General features: G+C 36.6%; 12 protein-coding genes. 1 reads left to right on the top strand and 11 read right to left on the bottom strand.

From position 1 onward, the window contains the following. Positions 1-38: 38 nt before the first annotated feature. The 5 genes from INR75_RS14015 to INR75_RS13995 form a co-directional block, all read right to left on the bottom strand. A complete protein-coding gene (locus INR75_RS14015; RefSeq protein ID WP_223089266.1) occupies positions 39-2,279 on the bottom strand; it encodes a S9 family peptidase in 2,241 nt (746 codons plus the stop codon). A gap of 180 nt (positions 2,280-2,459) precedes the next feature. Next, positions 2,460-3,701 carry an FAD-binding oxidoreductase gene (locus INR75_RS14010; protein ID WP_223089265.1) on the bottom strand — a complete coding sequence of 414 codons (1,242 nt, stop codon included), beginning with the start codon at positions 3,699-3,701 and terminating at the stop codon, positions 2,460-2,462. 10 nt (positions 3,702-3,711) lie between these two features. Beyond that, positions 3,712-4,713, bottom strand: coding sequence for a 4-hydroxyproline epimerase (locus INR75_RS14005; protein ID WP_223089264.1), 1,002 nt, complete (start codon positions 4,711-4,713; stop codon positions 3,712-3,714). A 6-nt stretch (positions 4,714-4,719) separates the two neighbouring features. After that, positions 4,720-6,288: an aldehyde dehydrogenase (NADP(+)) gene (locus INR75_RS14000; protein WP_223089263.1), complete on the bottom strand. Its 1,569-nt coding sequence runs from the start codon at positions 6,286-6,288 to the stop codon at positions 4,720-4,722. Positions 6,289-6,306: 18 nt separating this feature from the next. Next, the gene (locus INR75_RS13995; RefSeq protein ID WP_223089262.1) at positions 6,307-7,224 is read right to left on the bottom strand and encodes a dihydrodipicolinate synthase family protein; all 918 of its coding nucleotides are present in this window, start codon (positions 7,222-7,224) and stop codon (positions 6,307-6,309) included. A 135-nt stretch (positions 7,225-7,359) separates the two neighbouring features. Here INR75_RS13995 and INR75_RS13990 point away from each other — a divergent pair, with 135 nt between their 5' ends. Further along, positions 7,360-8,202 carry an AraC family transcriptional regulator gene (locus tag INR75_RS13990; RefSeq protein ID WP_092543924.1) on the top strand — a complete coding sequence of 281 codons (843 nt, stop codon included), beginning with the start codon at positions 7,360-7,362 and terminating at the stop codon, positions 8,200-8,202. On the opposite strand, the gene INR75_RS13985 is transcribed toward INR75_RS13990, so the two are convergent. The 6 genes from INR75_RS13985 to INR75_RS13960 all read right to left on the bottom strand — a co-directional run bounded on the left by INR75_RS13985 (position 8,199) and on the right by INR75_RS13960 (position 21,054). After that, a complete protein-coding gene (locus INR75_RS13985) occupies positions 8,199-9,752 on the bottom strand; it encodes a M61 family metallopeptidase (RefSeq protein ID WP_223089261.1) in 1,554 nt (517 codons plus the stop codon). The two genes, INR75_RS13990 and INR75_RS13985, sit on opposite strands and share 4 nt — an antisense overlap. A gap of 247 nt (positions 9,753-9,999) precedes the next feature. Further along, entirely contained in the window at positions 10,000-11,367 is a 1,368-nt protein-coding gene (locus tag INR75_RS13980) for a DUF1735 domain-containing protein (RefSeq protein ID WP_223089260.1), read from the bottom strand. Positions 11,368-11,383: 16 nt separating this feature from the next. After that, a complete protein-coding gene (locus INR75_RS13975; RefSeq protein WP_223089259.1) occupies positions 11,384-13,075 on the bottom strand; it encodes a RagB/SusD family nutrient uptake outer membrane protein in 1,692 nt (563 codons plus the stop codon). 4 nt (positions 13,076-13,079) lie between these two features. Then, positions 13,080-16,097: a SusC/RagA family TonB-linked outer membrane protein gene (locus INR75_RS13970; protein WP_223089258.1), complete on the bottom strand. Its 3,018-nt coding sequence runs from the start codon at positions 16,095-16,097 to the stop codon at positions 13,080-13,082. A gap of 47 nt (positions 16,098-16,144) precedes the next feature. Then, complete coding sequence (locus INR75_RS13965) at positions 16,145-17,887, bottom strand: RagB/SusD family nutrient uptake outer membrane protein (protein ID WP_223089257.1); 1,743 nt, start codon at positions 17,885-17,887, stop codon at positions 16,145-16,147. Between the two features lie 11 nt (positions 17,888-17,898). Continuing rightward, the gene (locus INR75_RS13960) at positions 17,899-21,054 is read right to left on the bottom strand and encodes a TonB-dependent receptor (RefSeq protein WP_223089256.1); all 3,156 of its coding nucleotides are present in this window, start codon (positions 21,052-21,054) and stop codon (positions 17,899-17,901) included. Positions 21,055-21,493 lie beyond the last annotated feature (439 nt).

Below are 21,493 nucleotides of genomic sequence, written 5' to 3'. Positions count from 1 at the left end.
TATAAAAAATTAAGCTTATTTCTACGATTATTAGTGTATTAGTTGTAAACCTTATCCCATGATGGCGGATCTACCTCTAATAAATGCTTCACGAAAAAGTCTCTTCGTTTACGCTCGCCAAAAACACCACCAGAAGTATGATTTTCTCCCGGTAAAACCACCAAATCAAAATCTTTATTGGCTTTTATCAAGGCGTCTGCAAATTGCATGGTCGATGCAGGATCTACATTATCATCTACTTCTCCAACGATAAGCATTAAATTTCCCTGTAATTGGGCTGCATTTTCGATATTTGAATTTGCCGCATAATGTGGCCCAATTGGATATCCCATCCATTGTTCATTCCACCAGATCTTATCCATTCTGTTATCGTGACAACCACAAGAAGCTACGGCAACATCATAAAAATCTGAATTAAAAACCAAAGCAGCACCTGCACTTTGTCCACCGGCAGAAGTACCGCGAATACCTACTTTATCGGCATTCATATAAGGATATTTTTCAGCCGCAGCAGTGATCCATAATTTACGATCTGGAAAACCGGCATCTTTTAAATTTTGCCAGCATACATCGTGAAAGGCTTTAGATCTGTTAGATGTTCCCATTCCGTCGATTTGTACCACAATAAATCCAAGTTCAGCTAAAGAGCTTAACGCCCAGTAATAACTACTGAATTCCTTCGGAACAAAAGAATCGTGGGGTCCTGCATAAATATATTCGATGATAGGATATGTTTTTGAAGGATCAAAATTGGTAGGTCTTACGATAATTCCCCAAATATCAGTTTCGCCATCTCTTCCTTTTGCAGTAAAAACTTCAGGTTGTTTCCATCCTGTTTTTTCTAATTCTGTAATATCTCCTTCTTCTAAAGCTAATATTGGCTTTTTCTTGCCTGTTTTTTTCAGAACAGTTACCGCCGGCATGTCTACTCTGGAATATTGATCTACGTAGTATTCTTTATCTGGAGAAAAAGTCACTTTATGGTTTCCGTTTTCAGAAGTAAAACGAGTGAAATTCTTTCCGTCGAAATCAATTCGGCAATAATGGATCAAATAAGGATCCTGGCCTTTATCCAAACCGCTGGCAGTAAAGTAAATTTGGCGATTTTCGTCATCTACTTCCACTACTTTTCTAACCGGCCAGTTTCCTGAAGTTATTTGATTTTTAACTTTCCCAGTATTGCTATCGTAAAGATAAAGGTGATTGTATCCATCTCGCTCTGATGCCCAAATAATCTCGTCTTTTCCTTTTACATCATGGCGATACTTTTTACCGCTATAATCGATAAAAGTAGGGCTGGTTTCATCGATTATAGCTGTAGCCTTTCCTGTTTTTGCATCAACTTTAATTACCCGGTATGCCTGGTGACCACGCTGATTAAACTCGAATGTAAACGAAGAACTGTCGTCTTTCCATTGATAATTATAAAGCGAAAACTGAGCATTAAAAAGATCTGTTGCTACAGGAATATGCTTTTGAGAAGCTACATCAAAAAGTTGCGGACTCTTAAAATCCAACTCATCTCCCGGCTTTGTATAATCTCTGGTATGTAATTTTGGCTGAAGCTGATCGTCTGGGCTGGACTCTACAAAATAGATATCATGCTGTTCTCCCGGCCTTACTTTATAAGCAACAATCTTTTCGCTATTTGGCGACCAGATAATATTTGCAGCATAAAAGAAACCTTTGGTACCGTCGAAACTTAATTGTGTTTCTTCTTTGGTTTTATTGTCTTTTATATAAAGATTAGAATTCTTTATAAATGCGGTATATTTTTTATCTGGAGATGGTACAGGATCGCCTTCGCGCTCATTCCCTCTTCTTCCCCAGTATCCTCTGTCCCAATTTCTACGCGGAACATTTTCGATCACGCTAAGCTTGTATGCAGCAAGGTCTATATTGTACTTTATGGTATCTAGCTGAAATTCTAAATTCGATTTATTTTCATCGAATTTTAGATTAGAAATATCGATTTTGGAACTTTTAATGTCCTTTTCTAATTTTTCTGAAAGTGCTGCTGCTAATTTTTGATGATCAAAAGCAGATTTTTGTTCTTGTGTTTCAGCATTTACAAAAACATATTCACTTCCTTCCTTGGTATTATTTTTATACCAAAATTCGTTTTTATTTAACCAGTTAAAACTGCTTGGCGTATTAAAAACTTTATTTCTGAAAAGAGTATCCAGGGATTCTGCTCTTTTATAATCTTCTACTGTTCCCTGAGCGAATAGACCACTAAAACACAGCAGATTAAAAAGAACTAAAAATTTTCGTTTCATATAGCAAATTTTTCAGAATAAATTTACTTTATCTTCTGCTGAATCTGCTAAAATATATTAGCTTATAGTTATACTATATTAACTAGAGTTTTATTTTTTTTAAAGCTTATGTGTATTTATTATATATAATACGTAATTTTTTAAGATTTAACTTAACACAAACTTTATTGCAATTTTTCTTTAAAAGCGTTCCAGATCAAATGGCTCTAATAAAACCGAAGTATGATTAGTATCTATAATTTCAGACATAAGTTTTCCGGTAATTGGTCCAAGACTCCATCCCATCATCGCATGCCCAGCAGCAACGTTAAGATTTTTGAATTTTGAAGATTTTCCAATAAACGGTAGACCATCTGGAGAAACTGGTCGTAATCCACTCGTGGCCGATTGTTTTTCTTCTGAAGTTAATGTGAACCCTGAATAAAAACTTGAAGCTGCACTAGCAATCGCTTCTACCCTGTTTGGTAAAATTGTATTATTATCACCAGATAATTCCATTGTTCCGGCAAACCTGGTAAAACCTTTCATTGGTGTGACCGCAACTTTAGCTTCGGTTAAAATTGCCGGCAAAGTAATGTTGGTTTCTCTGGTAATATTCATGCTATAACCTTTACCGGGTTGGATAGGAATATTAAGACCTAATTTCTTAGCAAGAGGGAACGTCCAGCTTCCAGCAGCCAGAATAAATTCGTCTGCTTCGATGGTATTTTTTTCCGTAGAAATAGCTTTAATGGTTTTTCCATCTACCTCTAAACCGGTAACCGTTTCCTCTAAAACAAATTTAACCCCTTTATTGTCTAACCATTTTTTCAGGTTTTTCATAAATAAATTGGGTGTACTATGCGCATCACATTCATAATGAACTCCGCCAATAACGTCTTCGCTAAACTGAGGTTCCAGATCATGCAATGCCTTTTTATCCAAAACACTAACATCCAGACCTAATTCTTTTCCTTTTTCAGCAAGTTTGGCTTCGTGCTCTTCGTTCTTCGCACTTTTATAAACCATAAGAAGACCTTTACGCTCCATGTGAAAATCAAAATCTAAAGATGCTAACATCTCAGCGTAAAGGTCTCTACTTTTTTCATTTAATTCCTTAAGCACAGGAATAGCTTTCGCTACTTTTTGTTTAGTTGAAGATTTTTTGAAATACCAGGACCATTTGAAGAAATCCATATCCCATCGCGGTTTTATATAAAACGGACTAGAATTATTGAACATCCACTTAATTCCCTGGTTAATCATTCCAGGCTCTGCAATTGGCACAAAATGACTGGGAGTCACATAACCTGCATTAATAAAAGAAGCGCCATCTGTGATATTACCTTTATCTACTATGGTAACATCGTGGCCGGCTTTTACCAAATAATAAGCCGAGCATAAACCAGTAATTCCACCACCAATAATTGCAACTCTCTTCATAATCTAAATTTTAAAGTACCTGAAATCCGTGAGCATAAGGATCGTCATCATCGATAACGATATTATTGTAACCGGTAACCATTGCCCAACCTTCTATACTTGGAACAATCACTTTTTTACCGCCTAATTCTGTCTCTTCTTCTATTCTTCCAATAAATTTACTACCAATAATACTTTCGTGTACAAAAAGATCACCTTTTTTAAGCTTTCCTTTAGCATACCAGTGAGCCATTCTTGCTGAAGTTCCTGTACCGCAAGGTGAACGATCTATAGCTTTATCGCCATAAAATACAGCATTACGAGCGGTAGAAGTCTCATCGATCACTGCCCCTGTCCATTGGATATGGCTTAAACCAAAGATCGTAGGATCTTCTGGATGAATAAATTCGTGGGCTTCGTTTAATTTACTTCTTAACTCCCTGCTCCACGTAATTAATTCACTGGCCTGGTATTGCTCTAAACCTTTAAAGTTTTCCTGAACTTCTACAATAGCATAAAAATTACCACCGTAAGCAACATCAACTTTTAATTCGCCAAGAACATCGCTATGTACACTAATATCTTCTTTTGCTAAATACGATTTGATATTTACGATTTTAACCGACTTTACTTTTTTTCCTTCCTGAACATAACTCACTTTTACAAGTCCCGCCGGAGTTTCCAGCCTTAGCGTTCCTGGATTTTTGGGAGAAACCAAACCTTCTTCGATCGCAACCGTTACGGTACCAATCGTTCCATGCCCGCACATTGGCAAACACCCACTGGTTTCAATAAAAAGGATTCCGCAGTCATTTTGGGGATCTGAAGGCGGAAACAAAATGCTTCCGCTCATCATATCGTGACCGCGTGGTTCAAACATCAAACCACGACGAATCCAATCGTATTCCCGCATAAAATTTTGACGCTTTTCACTCATGTTCTTTCCTTCGATAAACGGGCCGCCACCAGCAACCACTCTTACCGGATTCCCACAAGTATGGGCATCAACACAAAAAAAAGTTTTTCTTGCCATTAAAATCTATAAGCTATCTGTTGTGTATTTATTATTGATATTACGTAAAATTCCTAAAGGATTTTCATCTTTAAGTGCCTGCGGAAGCAATGCCTGTGGCCAATCCTGGAAAGAAACCGGGCGCACCCATCGTTGTACCGCTGTTAATCCTACTGAAGTAAACTTAGCATTAGAAGTTGCCGGGAATGGGCCGCCATGCGTCATTGCCGCACAAACTTCTACACCTGTTGGTACACTGTTATAGATAATTCTACCTACAGTATCGGTTAAAGTGTCGATAATCGTTGCAAATTCACTTAATTCTTTTTCTTCGGAATTTAATACCGTACCGGTTAGCTGTCCTTCTAATTGCTGAAGTACTTCTGCCAGTTCGGTTTTATCTTTACATTTCACCACTACTGAAAATGGCCCAAATACTTCTTTATGAAAGTTTTTATTCTGAAGGAAATTAGCACCAGAAACGGTGATTACCTGCTGTCTACCAAAGTTTGGCGCAACTTCACCATCGTATTTGCTAACTTCTGTATAACCTTCTTGTGCTAAAACTTCAGATTTAGAAGCTTCGTACTGATTTTGAATCCCAGGACTCAACATCACTGAAGGGGCAAGATTCGATAAATTTTCTCCTAATTTTTCAACAAAACTATCTAAAGCAGCGCTATCTATTCCTAAAATTAGTCCGGGATTTGTACAAAATTGTCCACATCCAGCAGTGATCGAACCAGCATATTGCTCGGCCCAAAAATCTCCTTTAGCTTCTAAAGCAGATGGTAAAGCCAAAACAGGATTAATACTTCCCATTTCTGCATAAACCGGGATAGGCTCTGGTCGATCTGCAGCTAATTTAGTAAGCGCAGTACCCGCTTTATAACTTCCGGTAAATCCAACCGCTTTTATTTTTGGATGTTTTACCAGCCACTCACCTACTTCAATTCCTTTACTGTTTAGATTGGAGAAAACACCGTCTGGCATTCCGGTTTTCTTTGCGGCTTTGATGATCGCTTCAGAAACCAATTCTCCTGTACCAGCGTGTAAAGGATGAGATTTTACGATAACCGGAGAACCAGATGCTAATGCACTGGCAGTATCTCCACCAGCCGTAGAAAATGCAAATGGGAAATTACTTGCCCCAAAAACAGCTACAGGTCCAAAAGGCACCTGCATTCTTCTAATATCAGGTTTGCCTTCGGGATTGCTAATAATAGCTTCTACCCAGCTACCTTCTTTAAGCATCATAGCAAAAGCTCTTAATTGCCCAGTTGTACGAGCAAATTCTCCGTTAGAACGTCCTTCTGGCAAGCCAGATTCTGCTCTATAGATTTCTTTTAAAGCTTCAGCATTTGCCTCTAATTCATCAGCAATTGCTTCTAAAAATTCGGCTTTTTCAGCATCAGATTTTTGTTTGTAAACTTTAAAAGCGGCTGCCGCTTTTTCTACAGCAGCATTAACCTCCTGGGTTGTTGCTTCAGTAAAAATAGCGGCAGTTTCTTTATTTTCTTTTGGATCAAAAGTTTTAAAGGTAACATCACCTTTACCTGAAAGCTCCTCACCAATATAATTTTTTCCTGTAATCATGCTTTCTGTTTTCTTGATTTATAAAGATTTGTATTCTACTAATTCTGGTCTTACAGCCATTGCAGCATCAATGATTCCCTGTACTCTTTCTCTTTCAGCTCCCTGTAAAACTAATCTTGGCGCTCTTACATACTCAGTTCCTAAACCAGTTGCAACTTCAGCCAATTTGATGTTTTGTACTAATTGTGGAGAGATATCCAATTCTAATAATGGCATAAACCATCTGTAGATTCTTAAAGCTTCTTCAATATCTCCAGCTTTTACTAATTTATAGATCGCAACAGTTTCTGCAGGATAAGCCGCTACTAAACCAGCAACCCAACCATCTGCACCAGCTACCATACTTTCTAAAGCTAGTGTATCTACACCACATAAGATCTTGATACGGTCACCAAATTTATTCTTTAAACGTGTAACATTACTAATATCACGAGTAGATTCTTTTACTGCTTCAATCGTAGGACAATCTGCTAAAAGTTCTTCGAACATCTCGATAGTAACTTCAATCTTATAATCTACAGGGTTGTTATAGATCATAATTGGCAGCGATGTGCTTTTAGCGATCTCTTTAAAATATACTACAGTCTCGTGATCTGTTGCTTTATAACGCATTGGTGGTAACAACATTAATCCTTGTGCTCCCCATGCTTCAGCGTTTTGTGCAACCTGAATCGCTTCAGTAGTTGACTGCTCGGCAATATTAATGATTACCGGCACCTGTCCTGCTGTAATTTCTAAAGTTTTCTTTACAAGCGTTTCCTTTTCTGCCGGTGTAAGAGTACTAGCTTCACCCAAAGTTCCTCCTAAGATGATTCCGTTTACACCTGCTTCCAGTTGTGCGTTAATGTTCTTTTCAAAGGTTACTAAATCCAGTTCATCTTCTTTTGTGAATTTAGTGGTTACTGCGGGCATTACCCCTTCCCATTTTATTGCCATGTGTTTAATTTTTTAACAAAAATATATGCATTAAATCGCTTTCAATTTGTATTGATTATCTAAACCTGATACGATATTATCATATAAATTGACTAATTCGGTTTTTTTTAATAATATTTACAAAAACTCACACCAATGAAAGTCTTACCCTTTAAAATTCCTAAGCCAGAGAAGGAAGCTTTGGTCTATCAGGAAGATCATGAAATTGTATTTTATGATAAACTTCACCAGCATGAAGAGATACAAATAAGCTATATTATGGAAGGTAGCGGCTCTCTAATTGTAGGTGACAGTATTAACGAATATCATCCTCACGATATACTGATTATAGGCGAAAATATTCCGCATGTTTTTAGAAGTGATGCAGAGGCTCATCCAAATTCGATCATGTACACCTTATTTTTTACCAAAAAGTCCTTCGGAAAAGAATTCTTCAATCTAACCGATCTAAGCGGAATCCAGAAGTTTTTTGATGAATCTGAATACGGAATGAAAATTAAGGCTGATGAAAAAAAGTTTCATCTTTTTAATAATCTGAAGCGACAAAGTAAAATTGAAAGAGTAGCTACATTATTATTATTACTAAATGAACTTACGCATGCCGAGCGCCAGCCATTGTCTTCGTTCGTTTACCAGAAAAAGTATACCGAGGATGAAGGAAAACGAATGAATGACGTTTTTCAATATGCGATGGATAATTTTCAGGATAATATTTCTTTAGATGATATTGCAGATATTGCTTTTATGAGTAAAAATGCTTTTTGCCGATATTTTAAGAAAAGAACCAACAAAACCTTCTTTCAGTTTTTGATCGAAATAAGGATAGAACATGCCTGCAAATTATTATATAAAGATCAGGACTTATCGGTTTCGGCGATTTCTGAACTTTGTGGATTTCAGAATATCGCCAATTTTAACCGAAAGTTTAAAGAATTAAAAGGAATCACGCCTACGCAATACAGGCAGCAAACCGATTAATGTTCTTTTAAAAGTGCATTTCTAATTTCAGATTGCAATTTGTTTTCAGCTTCAATCTTTATAAGCTGATATTCTTTTTCTACGATCTCTGTTTTTTCGTCATCTGCAGGAGTCATATCTAGCGCGAGTGCGGCGTGCTTCAGGTATTTTTCGTAATCTGGCGTTCCGGTAGATTCTACATAGCTTCTTATTTCATCTAAAGAATTACCGGTCACTGTAGCCACCGTTTGCCAAAACTCATCTTCAGTATAACCTCTTCCCTGTTTGCGATAATACTCATTATACAAATAGCGCATTACATCATCTAAAGATTTTTCATTCTCACTTTCATGACGAATCGCAATATCTAAAAGCAACCCAATAATTGGCCCTTTTTGGTAATATGAAATTGTTGTTTCGTTGGTGATCTCGTCGTTATTTAAAAAATGGTTCCAAACATCGAAACTCGATCTTTCTAAAGACATATGATCTTTACCTTCTTTATTTTCTATGGCTTTAAAATGACTGCTTAAAAAGTCTAAAACATCCTGGGAAGTTAGTAATCCCGCGTCTCGCATGATCATGTATTCATAGTATACGGTAAAACCTTCTGCCACCCAAAGCATCGTAGTATAATTCTCTTTGCTATAATCAAACGGGCCTAGTTCTATTGGCCTTATCGCTTTTACATTGTATAAATGAAAATACTCGTGCGTAAGAAAATTCATGAAGGATTTGTACGCATGATCGTTCTTAAAATCCATACTTCCGTAAGTGAAAACTGCTTGTGAATTCCAATGTTCTAAACCGCCGCCGCCTGGCTCCATCATAATAAAGGTGTAATCTTCAAACGGAATATGTTGCATAAGATCTGTAGTTCGCAACATAATTTCACGAATATCTTTGGTGAATTTTTGCTCATCTAAACCTTCAGGAGTAGCAATAGATAAGATAACATCTTTGCCTAATTGCTGAAATTCAATGATTTTCTGGTTGCCCAAATAAAACGGACTATCGTAAAGAATATCAAAATTTTCAGCATAAAATTGCCCATTTTCAAGCTCTTTTAATCCTGTAGCAATCTCTTGCCATTGTTCTGGTAATTTAATCTGAAGACTAACCGGAGTATTTATCTTATTTTCAGGAAACATAAAAATATCGGTATTGGTTAAAAAGGCTTTTTCTTCTGAAATATTAGATTCTGCCACCGATTTTCGATTCGCGTACACCCGATAACTTACAACTACTTCCTCATTTTGGGCATTTTCGATAAGCCATTTATTTTTTGAAGTTTTTTGCCATTTTACAGGTTCTCCTGAAGAAGTTTTTACTTCAAAATCGATAATATGGGCCGGATTATCCAAAATCATATAATAACCTGGCGTCCAAACCGGTAAAACCAGCGTATTTTCTGTAGATTTTAGGTTTTTATACTGAAGTTTTACCTCAGCATAGTGATCTTTGGCATTTTCGAACGAGATTTGATACTGAAGATCTGTATTTTGCTGAAAAGCAAGCACATTTTGAATCATTAGAACGCAAAATGAGATAAAAATCAGGTGTTTTTTCATGAGTTAATAAATTTCCGAAGAAAAAAATTCTTCCTTTTTTTATACAATATCGACCTATTAAAAAGGCACTTTCAAATTTCTTAAAATTAAAGTAAACTACCTCGGTGCAAACCAACGAGGCATTCATTAGAAACAATTTTTTAATTTCGAGGCAAGCCTCGGAGTATTATACCCTTTGGCGGCGCCAATAAAAAAGCAGGAAATATTTAAAATATCCCCTGCTTTTAAAACTAAACTAAATTCAAATTTATCTTCTCCATTCGTTAACCCCATCTCTTATACGGTTTCTCCATACAAGATTAGAATTTACGATGGTATAAAAATCGTTAAACTCGTAATCGATTCTATAATTCAGTGTAAAAGTAGAGCTCTCTGGGTCGTAAGAGTTTTCTTCACCATCTAGCATTGTAATACCAGATACTGCAGATTGCTCTTCGGCACTTGGCACCGGAGTTCCCCAGGTTCTCCATTCTAAGATTCCCTGTGAAGCCGTTGCTACAAAATGCATTCTTAAACGGTTTGTAGTTACTGCAAGTTCAGTATCATTAAACATGTTTGCATTTACACCAACTTCGTTTTCTACTCTAACCCAAGCTTCGGTATCCATATCCCAGTATTCCATATAAGCATCGTAAGGAATTAAAATTCCGCCGTTATCTGTCCACCAGTAAATTTGCGATAAGGTGAAATTATAAACATTATCACCATAATCGTATTCTACCCAGTTCCAAACATCGTCGTTTGGCCAGTTTCCATAAGCGCCATCTCCTTTATCTGTACTGCTTGATGGTGTATAATCATCTTTTATCGCATTGATATTCTCCCAAGCTGAAACATAAGAAGTAGAAAGTGCAACACCTTCATCTGTAACAGCTACGTTTTGTGGAGCATTATCTGCATTAGGATTTGGATAATATTCCAAAAGCACATTATCCTGATCTGTAGGATCGACATTCATCATATAATCACTCCCTCTAAAGATCATTCCATCTGTTCTAAAAAGATCGTTAGAAAGCGTTGTTCCATTGATCACATTTTCGATTGCGCCAGAGTTCAATTCATTTCCTTCAAGATCGTAAGTAGTATAAGTAACATCTTGATCGTAATATCCATGAAATCTATTCATATAACTAAGTACCAAAACCTTTGTACTTTGTGTAGACAAAATAGAATCTGCATTAGTTTCAGTTAATCTAAATGGCAAGGCGTAATGTCTTTCTGTTGCCATTGGATCGTTTAAAAAACGTGTTGAATCTAAAGCGATATTTACGCTACCTATAATATTTCCTGAAGGAATTACAAATTCTTCTGGATTACTTAGATCGTAATAATCTGAAGGTAAAAGTTCGTAATCTGTCCCCATTAATAAAGAAGGATCGATATCGTAGCTAACATAACGTTCTTCATTATTTTCTATAACTCCGGCCAAATAAACCCCAAAATCCAGGTTTAAGCCTTCGTCTTTTACTACCGTTCTCCACATCGTATCTGGATCACCAGAACCACCATCTGCAGTAGTAAAAGCCACTGTTGTATGCGAATAATCTACACGGTAATCATCATAACAAGCCGTAAAAATAGACGATACAAAAATTAATATTAGTAATCTTTTCATAGTATTATTGAACTTTTTAATTCCAACCATCATTTTGCGATAAATTATCCATTATAAGTACCTGCTCGAAAGGAAGCGGAACATATCTCATATATTCCTGATACTGGTGCTGCTCTACATCTATGTAGTTATATGTATACTCGCCATCTCCAGCCGGAGTTATTCTAACCCCTTCGATCGTGTGATTTAACTCGTCGTTCCATCTTCTGGTATCCCAAAACCTGAAACCTTCAAAAGACAGTTCGATTCTTCTTTCATTATGAATAAAATCTCTAAAGGCATCTGTTCCAGCCATAGATTGCTGCGTTAAGTATTCGTCCTGAAATCCTTCAACCTCAGCATCAGAATCTATACCGGCTCTTCTTCTAATGGTTTCCATTACCTGAGCGGCAGAATACCCTAAAGAAGCATCGTCTGGACCAAGTGCTTCGTTAGCAGCTTCAGCAAAATTTAAATAAAGCTCTGTTCGGCTTAAATACACTTTAAATTTCTCGTCTGTTGTAGCATCACCCGGAGTTAAACGAACATTCATACTTAATTGCTTTTTCATGTAATATCCTGTGCGAGTTCCCTGCTGATTTAATCCACCAGGAGCATCCTGCCCACCAACAAATGTTTCTATGATATTACCGTTATAATCATCTCCATTGTAAAAAATGAATCGCTCGAATCGTGGATCTCTATTTTCATAAGGAGTATCTTCAGCGTATAAATCGCTATCTTCTATTGGATAACCATCTGAAGCCGGAAAGGCATCTACAAGATTCTGAGAAGGATTTATATTACCTGAACCATATAAAGATGGTGGATAATATAAACTCTCTAAACTATTATCTATGTAAGTTGGCTGAATCCAGATATTCTCAAAATTATCTGCATCATTAAAATTTCCAAATGGAGAAAGATCTGTTAAACCACCAGAAGCATCCATAGCTTCTACAGCAGCATTTGCAGCTCTTAACCAAAGATCGCTTGTAGAAGGCCCATACGCAGGACTGGCTGCATTAAGATAAACTCTTGCTTTTAAGGCCATCGCACCTAAACCAGATCCTCTACCACGATTGGCAAGACCAGAAAATGTTTCACTACCATTATTATACATTAGTGGTAATCTTTCTATGGCTAAATCACAATCACTAACAATTTGCGCTACAACTTCTTCGTAAGTATTTCTTGGAAGATCCAAAGTTTCTGCTTCCTCTAACGGAGTGGTTACAATTGGGATTCCCATTATTTGCCCATCTACTTCCCCAGCATAATGCTTTAAAAGCTCAGCATGATACCAGGCTCTTAAGAAATAAGCTTCACCTATACGCTGACTATTTTCAATATCGTTTTGAACAGGATCTGAAACCGAATAAATAAGATCCTCTGCATGTTCTAAAAATATATTGATATACTTTATATTATTGTAATTCTCTGTCCAATTACCAATAGGATTATTCTCTACCGTCCAGTTACCAACAGCAATTGCATTTTCTCCCGGTGTTGCAGGAACTGCATTATCTGTATACGTATCCATAAGCATTTGCTCATTAATAACAGTATTTAAACCGGTATAAGCCCTGGTAAGCAAACCTTCACCGTAATTGGCGTGACTCCAGAGATCTGCGTCTGATTGATCTTGTATTGGATACGGCTCTACATAATCACATGATACCATTGCTGATAAAATGCCCGTAAATAGAAGTGTTTTATAAATTTTCATCGCATTAAAATTTTGTGCTTAAACCAAAGGTTAGTGTTCTACTAATAGGATACATAAGTATCCCTGAACTAAGACTTTCTGGATTTAAGCCATATTCGCTATGTATTTTAGAAAATGAAGCCAGATTACGACCTCTAAGGAATAACTTAAGCTCCTGCATATTCAGTTTTCTTGAGATACTATTAGGGAAAGTAAATCCTAACTGAACATTTCTAAGATTTAAATATGCCCCATCTTCTAACCAGAATGATGATGTTTGATAATTATTCTGAGATACAGTTGTTAATCTTGGCATATTATTACTTACCGGCCAACGATCTAGCATGGCTTCAGAGTAGTTATTATTGGTTGTATTATTCTGAAAATAAGTGCTATTTAACATCATTTCTCCATTTGCTCTACCATTCGCCAAAACAAAAAGATCAAATCCTTTGTAAGCTAAAGAGATATTTATACCGTAAGCAATTCTAGGTGTATGGCCTATAGCATGAATATCCTGCTCTGTAATTACACCATCATTATTATAATCTTCGTACATAATATCTCCGGGAGCTAAAGTTCCCCAGCTTTGAGTAACTCCTCTGGAATCAATTTCAGATTGAGACTGATATAAACCTAAAGCATTATATCCAAAAAATACGTCGTCACCATTCCCTGTACGCTGTCTATATTCAGCAAGTGCGACAGGTTCATCTACCACTAGATTTTCACTTCTTAAATACATAGCATTTACACCAAGTGAAACCTTAAAGTCTCCAAATTGATCGTTATACTGAACCATCCCATCTACACCATAGCGACGGAATTCTTCGAAATTCTGAATTGGTAAAAATCCGCCTGTTCCATAAATTGAAGGTGTGAAATTGCTCATTGGTGATAAAATATCCACATCTTTTTGATCGAAGTAATTCGCCTCTAAAGCAATCTTTCTATCAAAAAATTCAGATTTAAACCCTATATTGAAATACTGTCTCTCTGGTAAAGAAAAACCTGTACTACCATACTGAAGTACTTCGTAAACATTATCGGCTCCACTACGCTGTCCTTCTATACCGCTACTCCACGTACCAACATTTTGCCATAATGTTTGATACAAATAATATGGGTTATAAGTCCCGCCGAAATTGAAGTTATTTACTCCCATTATTCCGTAAGAAGAATACAGTTTTAAATAATCTACAACATTGCTGTTTTTTAAGAAAGATTCTTCAGATACATTCCATGCCGCACCTACAGTTGGATAAAAATTGAATCGTTCCCCATCAGGTAATCTCATGTTCCCGGTGTATGAGGCATCAAACTGTAAAGCGTACTTACCATCGTAAAGATAATTTGCCCTAAAACCTAGATCCTGAATACGATCTGGCTGATAGTTGCCACCCACAACACGATTTTCCTGCATAGATTGATAGTAAGAAAGATCTAGATCCAGATCATGTTCTTCTTTAACAAACTTATAGCTAAGATTAGCCATAGCACTAATACGACGATCATAAGAATCGTCCCCATTATACATATTAGATTGTACTTCCTGCTCTACTACACGCTCCAGTTCATTATCTGTTCCTGTTACTCTTCTATAAAGTGCTGCAGTTCCACCAAGGTTATTCACTAAAACATTGTTCGCATCTAAAGCTGCACTTGCATAAAACTCTAAACCTTTAGCTACACTTTCAAGATCTATTAAAAGTGATACCAAATTTTGCGTATTCAATTCGGTAGACTCTGCATACCCGCCATAAACCAATTCGTTAGTTAGGTTAACAGGATAGTTATCACTTACGATCAATTGATCTTCATACCAAATTGGCGTAGCATTAGATGGGTAAGATGATAAAACGCTAAACATATTATAACGATAAGCGCCATCTCCCTGGTTAGGATATTCCGCTCTACCATAAGTACCAGAAAGATTAACGTTCATTCGCATAAAATCGGTTAATTTTATATCTACATTTCCTCTAATCTTGTACCTATCATAAGTAGTTTCCTGGCCTACTTCTTCGTATCCTCCAGAACCAACATAATTTATATTAGAGAAATAAGTCAGCTTATCTGATCCTCCCTGAAAATCTACATTAGCACGAGTAAAACGACTAAAATCCTTTACATAACGATCGTAATAATCGATATTAGGATATCGCAATGTATTATTTCCGGTTTGATACGCATCTAAAGCTTCCTGAGAATATAAAGGATCTAAACCATCATTAGCTAAAGCCTCGTTATATAATGTCGCATAGTTATAAGAATCCAGGTAATTAGGTAAGTTTGCTGCTTCACTATAACCAGTTTCAGCAGTAATATTAATTTCATTCTTATTTTCCTGCCCTTTTATAGTGGTGATCCAAACAATTGGACTTGCCCCGCTGATTCCAAGCGTTGCTCTTCCAGAAAAATCCTTGATCACTTCTACCTTATCTATTTCGTAAACAGTTAAGTCTCTTGGATTTCTTTGGATCCCGTCGATATAGTAAATGGCTGGTTCACCTCTTACTACACCTGTCACCCATTCGGCTCCAGGAGTGTAATTAGATTGACTCATCGTTAACCCAGGTAATCTTCCTTCTAAAGCTTCTAAAAACTGAATAGAAGGGAATGTTCTTAACTCTTCCCCGGTAATAGTATTTATTGCTGAAACATTCTTAGAAGATTTTAGATCTAAATATGGAATCTTAAGATCATTAGTCCCATATAAGTAAGGAGCTTCTTGTAAAACAATAGGAGCTTCAAGATCTGCAGAAACAAACATGCTTTGGCTTTCGTAGCCTTTCTTTACTACTCTTAAGAAATCTGCTTCTTCACCAGAAATCTCTACTGTAAATTCTCCATTTTCGCCAGTTTCAACAACATTTTTTGCTAAAACAGTAATCACTTTAGCCTTTGCAACTGGTTCATTATCCTTATCTACTATCTGCCCTGAGACAGTCCTATATTCGGTATCAGTCTGTGCATACGTATTATGGCAAAATACGATACCAAGACTAAAAATAAATAGTAGGAATATTGTATTATTTTTCATTCTTTATTTTTTAACTGATAGTGTTATCAATTGCTTTGTATACTATTTTACCAACCAGGATTTTGATTAAACTCTGGGAATATTGTAGCATCTTCTAATGGTATTGGCCATCTGTAATGTCTTTCTCCAAAGGTTAAAGTGAAAACCGGTTCAGATGTTCTATTGATACTAAAGCCTGTTGGCTGTGATGGATCTTCGCTAAATTCTACTCCGTAAATAGCTCTATGTTCCAGATCACTGGCATCTCCCCATCTTTTTAGATCGAAATATCTTTTACCCTCTAGATAAAGTTCTACAGCTCTTTCATTTTTAATACGCTCTCTAAAAGCATCTGTATCTCCTAAATATTGAGATGCAACTCCTGGCATATTAACTCTGGCTCTCACACGATTTACAGCATCAACTGCACTAAGATTTGCACCCGGAATACTATAATTTGGTCCTCCAATCTCGTTAGCAGCTTCAGCATACTGTAATAATATATCGGCTAGTCTAAAATAGATCACGTGTGTATTTGGCGCTGTAGCACCAGACCATTGGTCGATATTTCTAGCCCAGAACTTTCTCGCCAGATATCCTGTAAAAGAGTAATGTGGTTGTCCTGTTCTTTCTTCACCGCCTTCAAAAAGCTCCATATAGTTCCCGGTTTGGGAAGTCCAACGTTCCTGGTTAAAAATGATCGAGTGATAAAATCTAGGATCTCTACCCACATAAGGATTTTGAGGATCATAGTCTGGATCTTCTGAAATTGGCAGACCATTTTCAGTCTCGAACATATCCACGATATTCGCACTTGGGCTAAATCCCTGGATAACGCCACCCGGAGCCAAACTAGGAACACTAAACACATTCCACGTATCGGTATAACGGCTCGCCTGGTAATTTTCCCATATAATTTCTGAATTTGTTGGCTGATACATAAAAATGCTATCGAAACCACTGGCAAACTGAATGCTTTGTTCACCTTCAGGAGTTAGGTATCTTACTTCATCTGTTCCGTTTGAAGGCACTAAAGAATATCTACCAGCATCGGCAACTTCAATAAGATCCCATGATGCTTCAGCAGCTGCTTCCCATCTGGAAACATCGTTCCCAGGATTATTATTTGGGCTGGCATCAAAAAGCAAAGTTGAAGCTTTAAGTGCCATGGCTGCTCCCTGTGTTGGTCTACCAAGATTGGCTTCGTCCCAACGTGTTGGCAATAAGGTTGCAGCAGTATCTAAATCTGCCACGATATTCATCGCAGTTTCGTGGTAAGAATCACGCGGTAAAGCAAAATTATCTGAAGCACTAAAACTTCTGGTAATATATGGCATTCCGCCTTGTCTTTTTAAGAATTCATAGTAATACCATGCACGCATAAAATGCGCCTGACCTTTAAGTTGATCGATCTGAGCCTGCGAAGCATTTTCTAACATATCTAAATTTTCAAGAGAAATATTTAGAATTCGAATACTTGCCCAGGAGCCCCAAACTCCGTCTGCATTAAACTGTAATGCCTGTGCTGTATTATAAGCTCTTAAATAATCACCATTCTGAATAACCGGAAGGGTTTCCCAATCTGAGCTCATATAACCTTCGTCTGAAACTGCTGCGATATACGAGTAATCACCTGGTGACAAATAATGAAGTAGATCCTGATACATACGATCCTGAAAACTTCTAAAGTTATTATAGTCGGTAAAAACTTCATCTTCCTGCATACCGGCAGAATCCTGTACTCTATCTAAATAGTCTTCACAACTTGTGAAAAACGGTAGAGCAATAAGAAAAAATAATAGTCTTTTCATAATCAATATTTTTAGAATTCAATAGATAGATCAAAAGAGTATCTCTTCATCTGTGGGTAGGCACCAAAATCTGCCCCGAAGTTGAATCCTTCAGGATCACCTCCCCAACCTCTACGTGACCAGGTTAACAGGTTGGTACCGGTTAAACCGAAATTCACGTTTTTAATACTTAATTTATCTAAGAAGTCTGATTTTAAAGTGTATCCCAGTCTTACATTTCTTAGTCTGATATATTGCCCGTCGATCATAGAAAACTGACTAATACGATAGTTATATTGATCGATCGCTACATTATGTACAGATGGGAATTCTGCATTTGTATTGGTTGGCGTCCAATGATTGCCATGTGCGGTAAAAGCATTATTCTTACCTTCTGTAAAAGGATATAAGAAGAACATTCCTCCCTGGCGCATTGGTTGCTGAGTTTTACCAATACCGTATAATTGAACATCTAAAGACCAGTTTTTAAAATTAGCACCTAAAGATGCATTCCAGTTAAGTTCTGGCACGATAGGATATTCTGAAACAATTCTATCCTGCTGGTCTACTACACCATCTCCATTAAAATCCATGAAGGCAAGATCTCCTACGATTGGGCTACCACCCGAAGCTCTTGGGTACATGAATAATTGATCGAAATTTTGATAAAAACCATTATCCATAACTCCTGTTCCTGGTGTATACCATCCAAGTCTTCTTGCGATCTCTACAGGTTTTCCTTCTGCTTTTAAATGAAAAGGTCTTGAAGCTGGCTCGTCATAGTAAACCACTCGGTTTTCAGACCATGCAATATTAGCAGATCCATATACAACCCAGTTATCATTTATCGCTTTATTGAAGCCTAGCTGTACTTCCATACCATGACTCTTGGTTTCTCCAAGGTTTCCTGAGATTCCTGAAACCCCGATATAACTTGGTACAGATTGTCTAGATTGAAGCACACCTGTTCTTCTTTCATCAAATAAATCGACTGATAGGGTTACAGCGCTATCAAAAAATCCAAGATCTACTGCAACGTTAGATTTTGTTGCTTCTTCCCATGTAGCATCGGTTACTGGTATATTTCCTTCATTAATTACCGGATAATATTGGATAGGATTACCAAATCCAACAGTTTGATCACCATCGGTAAATTCAGAAATATAAAGCCATCTATCGATACCGGCATCACTACCAACAACCCCGTAAGAACCTCTAAGTTTTACGAAATCCATAAATGTGCTTGCCTTCGAGTCTTTATAAAAACTTTCGTTAGAAATTGTCCATCCCCCGGCAAATGCTGGGAAAGTACCAAAACGAAGCCCTGGAGCAAATTTCTCTGAACCAGAATGCGTAATACTGGCTTCAAGAAAATAACGCTGATCGTAATTATAAGTTCCTCTACCTATCCAGTTTTCTTCGTAATGTGTAAAGTCTGAAATTGCTCTGGATTCTCTTCTAGTAAATACTCCTGTTAATCCTACATTATGTTTTCCAAAGCTTCTGTTATAATTTAACTGTCCCTGATAAAAATGAGACCTGTAAGCATCTGAAATATTTTCTGTTTCTGAAATATTTAATGGAGGCTGAGGTGTATCAAGATCTTCTGTTCCCCAGTTATCATAACGAGACCATTCCTGAGTATTTGGATTTAAGTAATATCCAAAGTATAAGGGTAATCTATAGTACTTTCTATATTGTTGTAAAGTATTATACGAATACAGGATATTAGCCGATAAACCTTCAGTAATAAAATCTAATTTTTGATTGAATTTTACATCAACGTTCAATTCATTAGACTTTAATCTCTGGAATCCCTGACCTCCCTGCCAGTTTAAACGAACTTCACCCATATCTGGATTGATAAAAGGACGAATGCCAGACTGGTTATAAGGAATTAACCCATCTGGATATGCATTTAAAGCATCGGCAGGATAAAAAGGTAATGCCGTAACAGATTGATACCAGTTTTCCTGCGTATAATCATCGATAGGTTTATTCCAAACCTTTAAATTACCACCAACATTTAGCGTTAACTGAGTAGATTCGGTTAAGGTAAAGTCTAAATTATTTCTGAAGTTATAACGCTGGTGCCAGTAATGTGCATTTCTATCGTCATAATCGTAAGGAAAAACATTCCCTACATCAAAAACATCGCCTTCTTCCAAATACCCTACGGAAACAAAATACTTTACGAAATCTGTTCCTCCACGAGCATTTAGATTATAATTCTGATCAAAACCAGGTTTAAAATAATAATCCATCCAATCGAAATCAGGATATAAATAAGGAAGATCCTGATCTCTATAATGTGCCAGCTCTTCATCACTAATTAAGTTATTCCACATACCGTCGTTACGATAAGCTTCATTTCTTAAGAGCATTGTTTGGTAAGCGTTCATATACTCCGGTAATTCAGTTGGAGTTTTAATGGAAAGCTGAGAATTAAAGTTTAGCTGAAGTGCGCCTGATGCACCTCTTTTCGTATTTACAATTACAACTCCGTTTGCACCTTTAACCCCATAAACCGCAGTTGCCGAGGCATCTTTTAAGATAGAGATCGATGCAATATCGTTAGGATCGATATTAGAAATTGGTCGTTCAACACCATCGACGATATAAAGCGGACCGTTAGATCCCATAGAGGAAGTTCCTCTAATTGTCATCGATAGTCCTCCAATAGCTTCTTCACCGGGAGTAGGGTCTGTACTTACCACTGTTAAACCAGGCAAATTACCCTGAAGTGAGTTTTCTAAACTCCCTCCCATTTTTACTTTTTGAAGCGTTTCTCCAGATACCTGAGAAATTGCCCCTACTACAGATTCTTTCTTTTGGACTCCAAATCCAACGATCACGACTTCTTCAAGAGCGCCAGAATCTTCTTCCATTTGTACGTCTAAAACGGTATCACTGCCTACTGTAATTTTTTTTGTTTTTAGTCCAATAAACGAAAAGACCAAAATATCACCGCTTTCGGCTTCAATAGAGAATTCTCCTTCCCAATTGGTAGCGGCTCCAACATTTGTTCCTTCAACTTGTACATTTACGCCAGGCAAGCCTAAACCATTGCCATCTTTAACCACACCCGTTATCGTATTCCCGCTTTGCGAGAAACCAAAAATGGGTATGAAAGCACAAATTAATAGTAGAAATTTTAATCGATTTTTCTTACTAAGAGTGATTTTCATTTTAACAAAACTGTTTGATAATTAACTTTTGAAATAAAATTCATTTTATAATATTTTTTAACATTTTACATGCATCAAAAACAAGCAAAACGGTTAAAAACATTAAATAATGAATAATAAACAGTAACAATATTAGGTATAATATCACTCCAACTTTGATAGTATATTAACACAATCTTATCATATATTATGCGAATTTTTAATAATAAATTAACTTTTAAAGAATTTTTTGTTTTAGGGTTTAGACATAAAAAAATCTGGTAGTATTTACCAGATCTTTTTAGTTTATTTCGATTATAAAACGAGGCTTATTTTTATCTAATATCGAATCTTAAAAATTCAAAATTTTCAGTCATCTGTTATTAAATTTAAAGCTTGCCAAAAAATTTCAACTATATAAAAATCACAGTATTTTTTAGTTGAAATTTTGGATGAGGAA

Source organism: Zunongwangia sp. SCSIO 43204, from assembly GCF_019904275.1.
GTDB classification, from domain to species: domain Bacteria; phylum Bacteroidota; class Bacteroidia; order Flavobacteriales; family Flavobacteriaceae; genus Zunongwangia; species Zunongwangia mangrovi.
This window is presented reverse-complemented; position numbering and strand designations above follow the sequence as displayed.